Annotated in this window: 9 protein-coding genes; all 9 read left to right on the top strand. The window is 32.1% G+C overall.

Annotation, left to right across the window (positions count from 1 at the left end; translation table 11 throughout):
• Nucleotides 1-22 precede the first annotated feature (22 nt).
• The 9 genes from UGRO018_RS09805 (at nucleotide 23) to UGRO018_RS09765 (ending at nucleotide 12510) form a co-directional block, all read left to right on the top strand.
• On the top strand, nucleotides 23-1522 hold the full coding sequence (locus tag UGRO018_RS09805) for an Hsp70 family protein (RefSeq protein ID WP_416326301.1): 1500 nt from the start codon (nucleotides 23-25) through the stop codon (nucleotides 1520-1522).
• Nucleotides 1515-2297, top strand: a complete 783-nt coding sequence (grpE, locus tag UGRO018_RS09800; protein ID WP_416326300.1) for a nucleotide exchange factor GrpE — start codon at nucleotides 1515-1517, stop codon at nucleotides 2295-2297. Before UGRO018_RS09805 ends, grpE begins: the two co-directional genes overlap by 8 nt.
• Nucleotides 2287-4206: a leucine-rich repeat protein gene (locus UGRO018_RS09795; protein ID WP_416326299.1), complete on the top strand. Its 1920-nt coding sequence runs from the start codon at nucleotides 2287-2289 to the stop codon at nucleotides 4204-4206. The genes grpE and UGRO018_RS09795 overlap by 11 nt, the downstream gene beginning before the upstream one ends.
• An 8-nt stretch (nucleotides 4207-4214) precedes the next feature.
• Nucleotides 4215-5018 carry an ABC transporter permease gene (locus UGRO018_RS09790; RefSeq protein WP_416326298.1) on the top strand — a complete coding sequence of 268 codons (804 nt, stop codon included), beginning with the start codon at nucleotides 4215-4217 and terminating at the stop codon, nucleotides 5016-5018.
• Nucleotides 5019-5045: 27 nt separating this feature from the next.
• Entirely contained in the window at nucleotides 5046-5645 is a 600-nt protein-coding gene (locus UGRO018_RS09785) for a hypothetical protein (RefSeq protein WP_416326297.1), read from the top strand.
• A gap of 309 nt (nucleotides 5646-5954) precedes the next feature.
• Nucleotides 5955-7373, top strand: a complete 1419-nt coding sequence (locus UGRO018_RS09780) for a Wadjet anti-phage system protein JetA family protein (RefSeq protein ID WP_416326296.1) — start codon at nucleotides 5955-5957, stop codon at nucleotides 7371-7373.
• A 2-nt stretch (nucleotides 7374-7375) separates the two neighbouring features.
• Nucleotides 7376-8023: a DUF4194 domain-containing protein gene (locus tag UGRO018_RS09775; RefSeq protein ID WP_416326295.1), complete on the top strand. Its 648-nt coding sequence runs from the start codon at nucleotides 7376-7378 to the stop codon at nucleotides 8021-8023.
• The gene (locus UGRO018_RS09770; protein WP_416326294.1) at nucleotides 7980-11276 is read left to right on the top strand and encodes an SbcC/MukB-like Walker B domain-containing protein; all 3297 of its coding nucleotides are present in this window, start codon (nucleotides 7980-7982) and stop codon (nucleotides 11274-11276) included. The genes UGRO018_RS09775 and UGRO018_RS09770 overlap by 44 nt, the downstream gene beginning before the upstream one ends.
• On the top strand, nucleotides 11260-12510 hold the full coding sequence (locus UGRO018_RS09765) for a Wadjet anti-phage system protein JetD domain-containing protein (RefSeq protein WP_416326293.1): 1251 nt from the start codon (nucleotides 11260-11262) through the stop codon (nucleotides 12508-12510). The genes UGRO018_RS09770 and UGRO018_RS09765 overlap by 17 nt, the downstream gene beginning before the upstream one ends.
• Nucleotides 12511-13279 lie beyond the last annotated feature (769 nt).

The following is a 13279-nucleotide window of genomic DNA, read 5'->3' as shown; positions in this document are numbered from 1 at the left end:
ATCAGAGAGGGAGAAAAATAATATGTCAAGGATTGGAATAGACTTTGGAACGACAAACTCATACTGCGCTTTTTATAGTAAAGAAGGAGATAACGGTTTGATGAATATCATGAAATCAAATAAACCGGAACCTTCTTTATTTTTCTTCAAACAGAATATAGGAGAATTATATGGAGAAAAATGTAATGATTATATCTCTACATTGCCTAATTATGTAATTAAATCTATTAAGGGAATGCTTGAAGGAGATAAATTTATAAATATTGATGGGAAATCTTTTGAAAAAACGTATATTGTTCGAAAATATATAGAGTATCTTATTAATAATGTAGCAAATATCAAATTGGAAAGTATGTATGAGGACGCAGTTGATGAAGTTGTTCTTTCTTTTCCAGTTGGCTTCTCTGAAGATTATAAAACAAAAATAAAAAAGGCAGTAGAAGAAATTTATGTAAAGAACTCTACTGTTTATAAGATAAAAGTGATTGCAATGATTGAAGAACCTGTAGCGGCAGCAATACATTATTTTTATATTATGCAAGAAAAAAATATAAAAGTGAGTGATAATGTACTGGTTTATGACCTTGGAGGTGGAACTTTTGATGTAGCGATTGTTCACAGAGATACAGATTCTAACATGCTTAAAGTAGTGGATCATATGGGAAAGAAAAAACTAGGCGGAGACCAATGGGACCAATTGCTTGCTGAGTATGTTTTGAAAAGGTTGGAATCAGAATGTTTAGCAGAGGACCAAAAAAAAGAAGTTCAAAGCATAAAAGAAGAGAGCAGAGAATATTCAAAGTTTTTAATCAAGATTGAAAATCTTAAGAAAAGATTAAGTGATGATGAAGAAATTGTTTTGTCTCTTGAATGTGGATATTCTTTGAAAATTAATAGAACAGAATTTGAATCAATAACAAAATATTTAATGGATGAAACGATAGATATTTGTAAAAAAATAATACAAAACAATGCTGACTGTGAGATAAACCAATTGATATTGTGTGGTGGAAGCACTTATATGCCAATGGTAAAAGAGCAGTTAAGCAAGAACTTTCCTGGTATGAAAATGAATTTACATTATCCAGAATCATCGGTAGCATTTGGGGATATTCTTTATAAAGAGGATAACAATATTACAACGGTTTTAAAGACAAATCATAGTTATGGGACAAATTTATTTATTCAAGAATTAGGCATCAATAAAATAAAAAATGTAATCTATTTCAATGAAACATTGCCATTAGAAAAAAAAGATATCTATTTCACCAATCAGGACGGAGACTATGTATCGTATAAAATATATGAAGGAGATGTTAGGGAAGATGGTGAAGTATATAGTGATTTAAACTCACAAAAACTTTTGAAAGCATTTATATTTAAATTTAAATATTCTGTTCCAATGGGAACTAAAATGAATGTTGTTTATACATTGGATGAAATGGGATTGTTAAGTCTTGAAGTGCACAGTGATCATCATGATGATCAGAGATTTGAAATAAAGGTATTTAATTATGATTGAGCTTTTTAAGGAAAAAATGATTAAATGTAAAGGAAAAAGAAAAAAGATGTCTAAAAGAAAGCAATTAAAAGGCAATAGTTTTAATGAGTTTATAGATGAAGAGGGCTTAGAGTATGAAAAGCTAGATTCAAAAGTGCAACAAGAAACACTTCCTTTGGATGATGCACCATCTAAATCTATGCATATTAATAAAGACGATCATGTGGAAAACAATGAAAATAAAGAATGTATAGAATATACAAAACTGATAAAATCGTTTATATCATATGAAAGCAGATATTTTGATATTGCTAAAGAAAAAGATGATATGAGGTTAACAATAGAAATGTTTGAAAATTTGTTAAGAAACAAATTGGAAGAATCTGCTTATAAGACCATTATGAAAACGATTGCGAAAGATTTGAATCAATTAAAAGAGAGTTATAAAGAAACACAATTATATGGAATGATTGAATTATTGGATTCCATAGAGCTGATTTTAAACAATACTTGTGAAGGCAGTTTAAAATTAGAAAATGTGTCTGACAGATTAACCGGTCATAGAGACTTGTTAAGGCAGAAAATAAAACTGTTTGATATCAAAGAAATAAATCCTCAGATAAATGAACCATTTGATCCTCATAAAATGGAGTTTGATATAAAAGAAACCTACGATTTCGAAAAGTTTGATTATATTGTTGTGGAAATACTTAATCCTGGCTTCGAATTTGAAGATAAAGTATTAAGAAAAGCGTATGTTAGAATAAGAGAAGCAAAGAGCAAATATGAGAAATGATATCTTGAAAATTCCGCAAGAAGTCAGCATATTAAAAAAAGAAGAATTTAAGAATCAACATTTTAAAGAAGTGGAACTCTCTTCTAACATAGAAGTAATCAGTAAAGGTTGTTTTAAAAATTGTGAGAACTTAGAAAAAATCATTTTAGGAAAAAACATCAAGAAGATAGAAAATTCAGCTTTTGAAAATTGTAAGGCATTGAAATCTATAGAATTGCCATGCAATCTTGAATATATCGGTGATTATGCATTTATTGGTACAAATATTTCTGCGATAGAATTTCCAAATTCTTTACGCTATATAGGAAATTATTCCTTTTTTGGGTGTTTGATTGAGAAATTATATCTCCCTGCTAACATTACCTTTATTGGTGATGCGGCATTTCAAGAATGTGGAACAAGAGAAACTAAAATTGAGTTATTATTTTACTTCAATGATTACTATATTAATTATTGTAAAGAAAATAAATTGCGTTATAAACAGTTGAGTATAAAAAAATCGGTAGTAGATGATCGAATTGACGATAAAGGCACTTTATCATTAAAATCATTCAAAATTCATATAAAAAAGGATGAATTTAAAGAAAACGTAAAACTCAAAAAATTGGTAATCAATGCAGATATAGTTGTGATAGATGAAAAAGCTTTTGAAGGTTGTAAAGAATTAGAAGAAGTATGTCTATATGGGAATATCACAATAAAAAAACGAGCGTTTTGTGATTGTGAAAAATTGGGTTTGTGTCGATTTTATGGGGATGTAGAGATGATAGGAGAGGAAGCATTTATTAACGCTTCTTTAAAATCAGCAGTGTTTTTTAAGAGTCTTAAAATAATTGGCGACAGGGCGTTTATGGCAAACCCTTTAACTAAAATTAAGATACCTGATAGTGTTGAATACATTGGTGAAAATGTTTTTTACTCTTGTCAGATTTTGGAGCAGCATATAGTTGTATTTTCTAATTCGAGTTATGTTGAAAATTATTGTAAACGATCAAATGTAAGCTATGGAAGAATAACAAGAGAAGCAATTCAGTTAAACATCGAAAACAAGAACAGAGAATACAAAAAAAACATTACATTCCATACGAAAGCAGAAAAGATATGTGGAAATGGTGGAAAAAAAAGAATCCTTCTCAAGGATGTGGACTTCTCATTAGCTGCTGGAGATATGGTTTTTATTATGGGAGGATCCGGATCGGGAAAATCAACATTACTGAAGGGCACATTTGGACTATCCTATCAAAAACATGTGGTATCTACATTAATCATACGTCAAGATGGACAGGAAGAAAAATATGAACTCCGAAATGGAAAAAATGGATTTGAGAAATTTTTAACGTTTGCCCCACAGTTTTCTTTATCCAGTCCGGATTTGAAAGTCAAACAGGAAATAGACAAGAAACTTGAACTGAGAGGTATTCGCTTGTCTGAGGATAAATTTAATGAGGTTATTAATAAATACAATTTAAAAAGTCTGCTAGAAAAGAGAGTAGAAAATTTAAGTGGCGGTGAGAAAAAAAGACTGGTCATGGCGATTGCTGATATGTGTAACAGTTATCTTTATATATTGGATGAGCCAGATTCTGGTCTCGATGAACCGTTCGCAAGTCAATTATTTTTACAATTAAAAGAAAAAGCAGAGGAAGGCTGTATTGTGGCAGTTGTAAGCCATCATCCTAAAAATGTGAAAGAAAATGATACCTATCTGGAATTTGAAAAAATATTTAACAAAATCCTAGTAGTAGCAGTTGACGAAAAAAGGATCGGAAGAATTGTTTATTTTGGTAAAACAGATCAGGTTAAGAACTATTTTGGTTTGGATGAAAAAGACAGTTATAGTGATATTATTAAAATATTGGATAATAGCGAAAAAGCAAAATTCTATATAGAGAAAGCTATGAAAAAATAAGGAGAAAAATGGAATTCAAGAAAATAAAAATCCTTTTAAAATCTAGATTTTATGAAATGGTGAATAATAGACAATTTAAATTTATAATACTTGCATTTCTGATGATTGTTTTAATGTCTTTCGTTTTAAAAGATGAGATGTTTAAAACATATCCTGCTTCTAGATCGGGAGCCTTTACTCTTATATGCGCATGTATATGGTTAGGAATATTTAATTCTATTCAAGTAGTTTGCTCATCGAAACACAAGATATTAGATGATTTTTTAAATGGGATGCATGCAGGGGAATTCATAGTATCTGAACTGGTGTTTCAGTTTTTTATCTGTTTTATACAGAGTTGTATTGTAATTGCAGTTTTTATAATAACATTCTCATATGCTGATAAAGGCATTTTTACACATACTTCAATTGAATATTTTATAATCATATTTTTGACGATCTATACATCTGATGTCATGGGTTTCATGTTGTCTTCTTTGGCTAAAAACAGCGTAACTGCGATGGAACTCATGCCGTTTGTACTGGTTGTTCAAATGATATTGCCTGGAACGTTATTTGAGCTTAAGGGAAAACTAAGTGTTTTATCTAATTTAACCATTAGTAAATGGAGCATGGATACTTTTGGCAGTATCGCTGATTTTGAGAGTTTAGCAAAAAAAGAACCTATTGAAGTGATTTTTAATGCGACTGAGCATTATGAAAAAACACTGCATCATTTTGCTGAGAATACTTTTGTGCTTTTAGGGTTTATCACATTTTTTATTTTCATATCATATTTAGGAATAAGAAAAGTGAAAAAAGACGGATTATAAAGATATTAGAAAGGAAACAGGTGATGTATGGAATATTTTTACGCATTGACAGATCAAAACAATGACATCATAACGATGTGTGAAGAAAAGCTGAAATTCAAGAAACAGCAGGTATACATCGATGATGAAGAAACAAAAGACAGTGAAAAATGGAAAGAGTTGGTGGCAACGTTAAAAGAATTCGATAAGCTCTATGTGCCATCTTTTTCTATGTTTTCACCAGATGAAGAAGAACTAAAAATCAGATTATCAGAGTTGAAAGAGATACGTGCAAAGCTGCATCTGATGGAAGAAAATCAGGATATTGATATTGATGTGTTACTGGATATGTTAGATTATGTAGAAAGTGCAAAGAAACGTCGTTTGGCAGTGAAACAGCGTGAAGGCATACAGAAGGCACTAGAGAAGAAACAACTGGGAGAAGGTGCATATGGACGTCCTAAGTTGAATCTACCAGAAGATTTTGAAGAAGTACAAAAGATGATTATGAGAAAAGAGATGAATCATGAAAGTTATCGAGAGAAAATAGGGATGAAACGATCCACATATTATAAATATGTCAAAATGATTCGAGATCAATGGAAGGAAGAAGAATTAAATAAAACAAACAAGGCAGGGTCCAATTAGGATTCTGCCTTGTTTTGCGTTTCAAACCATCTAGGTTAAAATAAGAGTTACTTCGCTTTTTCTTTCTATCAAAGAACATTAAGATTTTATCTATTACATTCACGATGATAGTTCAGATTTTTGAGAATTACTTTTTACATTCTTATAACAAATATCAATACATGGACTGCCATATTAAATCATGATAACAAAACAGGTTATGATTGCATTCGATTTGACACATTCCTTCATGGAAATCATTTTTGAATACATAGATATTTCATCAAAAATATAGTAAAATATAAGAACGAATTGATATGGAGGTACAGGATGTCATTATTTGATAAAATAGACCCATCTTTTTTTACAATTCTGGTATCAAGAAACCGGGATATCTATGTTGAACTGTTGTTACAGATACATGAATGTATTTATCGTAATCAGTCCATGAGTATGGAACGCACTCTGCTTGTTGATCTGTTAGAAGAGTATGTAGAAGAACAAAAATATGAAATTGATTTTAGTGAAGAGAGTGAATATTCTCTAATTGAAAAAGAAGTAAGGCTAGAGAAAGAAGTTTATGGTAAGAATATCAGTTTTTTACTCCATCTATTTGAAAAACATACTTGGATCAATGTGGATTTGCATATGGATACCATGAAGAAAATGGTCTCTCTTCCCTATCACACACGAGTATTTATCACCTTTGTGAATGATATCATAAAAGAGCGAGAACAGATTGGTTATATGATACGTATTTATGCCTCATTAAAAGATATGGAGGACCCTCTTAAAATTGAGGATAGTTATCAGCATATCCGAAATGCCTATGCAGATATCAAAGAACTAATACTTACACTAGAACAGACCAACGCACGAATAAAAGATTATTATGCGATACAAGTGAGAAAAGCATCTACTAAAATCTATCATGATTTTTTTGATGTCTATTATGGTGATATCGTAGAAGGGTATGTCTTTCCTACCTTGGTAGAAGATAGTCTAAAGCGCTTTAAAAATCCTGTTGCGACCATATTAGAGAATCTATTATACAACAATGAATTAAAGGAAAAAGTCATTGATAGTGCTACAAGTCATTATCGTGTCGCAGATCGAGAAACTGCAAGAAAAAGTATCGAAGATATGCTGTATGGTATGTATAATGATCTTGGAATCGTTGAAACATTAACAGCGCAATTAGTAGAAAGTGATGCAAATTATCGTCGTTTGGCGAAACAAAGAATTCTATATTTATGCAATAGTGATCAAGGATTAAAGGGAAAATTGGTCGAATTAATTCATCATATGAAAGAAGAACCAGAAAAGATGTGTTCCGTGGTTAGTGATACCATAAATATACAAAAGACACAGTTTATTCATACCGATGATGTATATTCCTTTGCGAAACGTCAGCGTAAAGAACCTCAGAATGTATTGACCTTTGAATTCGAAGATCGAGCACAGGATCAAGAACAGTTGGAAAAACGAATCGGATTTGATCGTTATTCCTTATTTACCAAGGAGAGTATTGCACGTTATTATATGGAACAATTGAAGGATGAAGGTGCGATGCGTTTACAGGATATCGGTGTGAAAGATATGGATGATTATATTCGATCCATATTGATCTATGTTTATGGAAGAGATCGTAAGATGCAAGTAGAAGCATCACTCATACAAAATCAAGAAACGAAGATCGTGGAGGGAGCATATCAGTATCCCAACCTTTTGATCAAAAGGAAGGATTAGAAATGAAAGTAGAACAACTAGATAGCAAAGAACGGGAAGAATTCACCCGTATCATGAATATATTACTTGCGGAAAATTGTATCTATCAGTTTTCCAGAATGAAGAATTTTGAACGAAAGGAACGTAACCAAGATTATGTCTTTGTGTCAGATCATTGGGAACACTTTGAAGAATATTTATCCTATGCAGGTTGGCATCTTTGTAAGGATCGTACATCCTATATGGGGATGATTTATATCAATAATGAACGTGAGGATTGTCGATGTAAATATCAACTGAACATGCTGGAGACACAATTGTTATTGATTCTTAGAAATTATTATGAAGAGAAGCTGTTAGAACTAGATGCATCCTTGACGATTCGTATCGTTGTCAATGAATTGATCAGATTAATGGTGGATGTGTTTGCTATGGTTAGCATCAAGCCTGCGGGCAATATGATCAATGCAGCACTTATGACACTTCAAAAATTGAATGTGATACAGAAATATCGAGTAGATGAGGAAGAATATCTTTGGGTGTTACCATATATTACCTGTGTTTTGACACCAGCTAAGATCGATGAGATCCTAGCAATCATACAACAAGAGGAAGGAGGGGAAGAACATGAAACTGAAGAAGATGTTACTGATCAATTGGCTGTATTATGAAAAAACAGTATTGGATTTTGATGATATCGTATTTTTAAGTGGTAAGACCGGAGAAGGAAAATCAGCATTGATCGATGCTATGCAGATCGTTATTTTAGGGAAGACAGATAATTCCTTGTTTAATAAATCAGCCAATGATAAGACAACACGAGATCTGATGGGATATCTAAGAGGAAAATACAAAAATGGTACTTTCAAACGTGAAAAAGGCGCATTTAGTTCTCATTTGTGTATGGAGTTTATGGATGACAAAGGACAAGCTTACAGCTTTGGTATCGTATTTGATTGTAGTGGATCAACTCGAAATGATATGAATTATCGTTTCTATATGATGAATCAACCAATTCCATCTCATGAGTTTTTAGAAGAAGATTCCTTGTTTGGTAAGGGAAAACAAGTCTATGATGTTCGAAGGATGAAGAAGTATCTTGATAGCTTTAAAGATCGCTCTTGTCGCATGTTTACTACGAATATGGATTATCGAAGTTACTTTAAGCAACGTATGATGATCAAAGATGAGCGTTTTTTTGATGTGTTCAAGATGGCAGTTGCCTATACACCAATGATGAATATTTCAGAGTTTATCGTGAAAAATATTTGTAACGAAGAAGAGGATCTGGATCTAGAAGAAATGCAAGAAGAAATCCAAGATTATCGTCAAATGAAGGAACAATTGGAAACCGTAAAAGAAAAGAAAGAACAACTATCGCTCATTCATGAGCAATATCTAGATATTCTAAAAGCACAAGAGAATGTTGATACGTTAAAGATAGAACAAGTGGCAGCAGCTTATCAAGGTATGTTGTTGGAACATGATAAAGTAAAGAATCAATATGAGAGTGCCACCAAGCATTATCAGAAGTTAAATATAGAAATAAGCGAAGCGAAAGCTGAATATGATCGTTTAGAAAAGAACATAGAAGAACTAAATGATATGCGTAAAGATAACAGTGCCGAAATTCTCGAACGTAAGATACAAAGTGCTGCAGAAAAACAGGAAATGTTACAACGTGATGTAAAATTCGTACAGTCACAATTGAAAAGTAAAGGCATGCGTATAGAAGAACAGCTGGATATTTTAGAAGATATCGAAGATGAGGAAACGATCGATTTACAAGACTTTGATTTATCTAGAAAGAAACTGGAAGTGAGAACTTCGATCAATCAATCAGAGAAATTAGCTACATTTGATATGGATGCTTATGATAATCTGAAACAAGAATTGTATGAGATTCAACAAAAATTAAATCTATCAAAGAATGATCTGTATCGTCAACAACAGGAACAACAAAAACGACAAGAAGAACTTCTTCGTACAAAACAAGAATTGGAGCATGGTAAAAAACCATATCCCAAAGAATTGTTGGAATTAAAAAATGAACTGGCTTTACAGCTAAAAGCATTGCATGGAAAGGATATCTCAGTTACGATTTTGGCAGATCATATCACGATCAAGGATGAATCATGGCGAAACGCAATCGAAGGATATATCCGTAATCAAAAGTTGAATATCGTAGTGGAAGATGGATATTTCATGGATGCCTTTCGTATTTATCGCTCCTTAAAGCAACGCAAAGAGCTTCATACATTTTCTATCATTGATCAAGAAAAAGCAAAACCAAGAAGACAAGAAGATGCAGTTACTTTATATGACTTTGTGGAAGTGGATCAAGAAAGCCTAAAACCTTATGTGGAATATCTATTAGGAAGGGTCGTATGTTGTGAAGAAGAATCACACATCCGTGATTATCCTGTCAGTATCACTAAGGATGGCATGTTATATAGTGGATATGCAGTCAGTCGGATCAATCCTAAAGCATATCAAATTCCATTCATTGGCGCTGATTCTGTAGAGAAACAATTAAAAGAAACCATGCATCAGTTAAAAGATCATAAGGAAGCGCTGGATAAGACTCGATTCTTATATGAAACGATTAAAGACGTTTATTTAGATCAGCATATCAATGATGACTTTTTACAACAATTAGAACAAGGTATTCAAAAAGCTGTCGATAGTAAAGCGTTAGAAAAAGAAATCGAAGAGCTAAGAATTGCCCAAACACCGGAATCTTTACAGGCATTAATGGAACTTAACGATAAGATAAAGAAATTAAAAGCTGAAAAGAACAAAGTGTATGGTATTCAAGTAGAACAAGGTAGTCATAAAAAAGAACTAGAGAAAGAATTAGAAATCAGCAACCAGCGTATGTTGGAATTAGAGGAACAGATAAAAATAACACCAAAGCCAGAAGATGGTATACCGGAAACAATTGCATCTATTACGTCATTAGATCTTATGATACAAAGAAAACAACAAATAGATATGACGCTTCGTTCTTTAGAGTCCACTCTTGAAATTCATAAGGTGGAGCTGAGAGGGAAAAAAGATCATTACAATGATTCTTTCCGTATCTCCTTAAACCCGGCATTTGGTTGTGATGATTATGAACGAGAATATGAAAAGCACTCAGAAAATGTCGTTGAAGATTACATTGAAAAGTGTAGAATTGCGGAAGAAAAGGCGTATGAATGTTTCCAGAACAATTTCTTCAGTGCCATCAATAGTAAGATCAAAAATGTAAAAACACAGATCGATCGTTTAAATCGTTCCATCAAGCGTCATCAATTCGGTAGATCACAATATGAATTTGTATGTAGTGCCAATGAGGATTATCGAGAATATTATGACCTTATTACCAATGAAGAATTAAATGGTCATAACTTATTAAATACCCATGTTTATGAGGAAAATGAAGAGTTGATTCATGAGTTATTTGATAAAATTTCATCCCTTTCTTCTATGAGTGATCCAAAGCTATATCAACAATTGGAAAAAGAAGTCAAGATGCTATCTCGTTTCACTACGTATTTAAAATTTGATATCCTTGAGAATGGCAATTCGCTTCGAGCAACCATCGGTTCTAGCTCCGGTGGAGAAACACAGACCCCATTTTATGTTGCTGTTTTGGTATCCTTATTCAGTGTTTATGATCAGTCCAATGGCGGATTACAACTTGCAATCTTTGATGAGGCATTCGATAAAATGGATAACGAACGTATTGAGGAATGTATCAATTTGTTAAAATCCTTGGGCTTTCAGGCCATTATCGTTACGCCGACAGATAAGATATCCAATCTGAGTAAATCAGCTGATATGACGTTAATTGCGGCTACAGATGAAATACGTGGTCAACGTATATCCAATGTACAAAAATGGTCTCAAAAGGAAGTTCAGCATGAATTCGCACAGTAAAAGGATTTTAGATCAACTCATTCAAAAATATGAGAAAAGTAACAAAAGTAATGCGTTTAAAGCGGACAGTAATAAGCGTATCATGTATTCTATGAAAAATGATAAGCAGTATGATGTAAGAGATCTTGATCAGGTCAATGAATGTAATGAGGCAATGGAAGAACTTGCGAAAAAGCATTATGTAACCATCGAATATGATAAAGAACATACCAATCATATGAAGCGCATCATTCTAAATACATCACTTATCGATGAAATTTATGAAGAATATTACCATAAGAAAGAAAAGAGTCAAGAAGCTTTACAATTAGAGGCCATGTTTCAAGAGGCGAAGGCAAGTGTTTCAACAGAATGGATATCTTTATTTTTGAAAGAAGAGCTAGCATATCTAAGGGAAAAGGGATGGGTACATGCTTATCTGAAAAAAGATATCAAAAAAATCCAAGATCTATTAGCTGTGTTAGCTTATATCGATCAAGGATCATTGGGCTATATAAGAGCTATGTCAATTGCATTATTTCAAGATAGTAAATACTTTGAAGAAGAATCAAATGGATCAAAACTTAAGAATATGTTATTGTCGGTTGTTCATGGTTATGAACCGACTTATTTACAAGCAAAAGCTGATGAATATAAAATGACAGATAGCGAGGTGTTTCGTAGTCTTGGTTTTCGTTTGTTTCCGGAAGTGTTTTCTTGGTATGGTGCAATGAATATCATATTGAACAATGGTGATGTTTTGCATACTGCATCCTATATGGAAGAATTTATGTTGAGTGGAGATATGGTTTCACATATTGATCATATAGAAGCAAAGCACGCAACTCGTTTGATTTTGATTGAAAACAAGGCAAATTATTATCATAATCTTACTCAAAAAGAGGAAGGCGATATCGTAATGTTTGCCGGAGGTCATTTTAGTCCTGTAAAAAAGAAGCTATATCAGAAAATTGCGGAGGGAATTACTTGTCCGGTATATCTTTCTTCGGATATTGATCTAGGAGGATTTTATATGTTTTCTAGATTAAAGAATGAAGTTTTTCCACAATTACAGCCATTGCATATGGATGTGAAAACAATGGAAACCTATATTGCTTATGGGAAAACAGCAAGTGATGATTATTTATTGAAAGTAAAAAAAGCGAAAGAAAGGGAAGATCTATCTGAATTTTATGAAGTTATGGATCAGATTTTGAAATTAGGCAAAACCTTAGAACAAGAAGCAATGATATAGCTTCTTAGAAAACATCTATGCAAAAGTGTATCATTATAAAAATTATACATCTATAATAAATAAGCCAAAAAAGCCTCAAAATCGCTTTTAAATAGGTGTTTTGAGCTTTTCTTTTACTTGAAATTATGGCAAAATAGACTTATAAAATAAGCATCTAAAAATGAAGGCACTTTGAATTCTTTGAAACCTACGATTGTCCTGATTGTACTACTGGATTTCTGTGACTGGGGGATTTTATATCCTATGGCACTAAGATAGTGTTGTATACAATATCTTAACAGATTGGCCATATGAAATGCGTAAAGAATGCAATACGAGTTTAGACATTGTTGCCTTTATGATTATGAGCGAAAATAATGTGGTGCAGTATTATGAGGATTATGTATACAACCATTTTTATTCATTTTTTTGATTATAACGATTGGTAGATTATTACAAGTGTTGAGAATAAAAGATATTGATCTGATTATAAAATCAGGGTGAAGTTACATACAGCAGATGGAGTCTATATTTTTTATGACTCTACGAATATGAACTGTGTAGCAGAAATTGGATGTTAATCTGTTTTTTTATTCGTAGATGTATAATTTTAATGAAAAGTTGACGTATTATAAAAATCACCTCAATCCATAGATTAGTAATAGCTAAAATAAAATTAAAATAATATACTATAAGGTATAGTAATTGCAATGTTAAAATCAAAATAATTAAACTTTTCTATATCATAGATGCAAAAAATAATGTATAATGATATGGGAAAGGATGAGTG

This window comes from Hoskinsella mucinilytica (assembly GCF_045223415.1).
Lineage (GTDB): Bacteria > Bacillota_I > Bacilli_A > Erysipelotrichales > Erysipelotrichaceae > Hoskinsella > Hoskinsella mucinilytica.
Note: the sequence above shows the minus strand (reverse complement) of the source record. Positions and strands in the feature narration are given on the sequence as shown.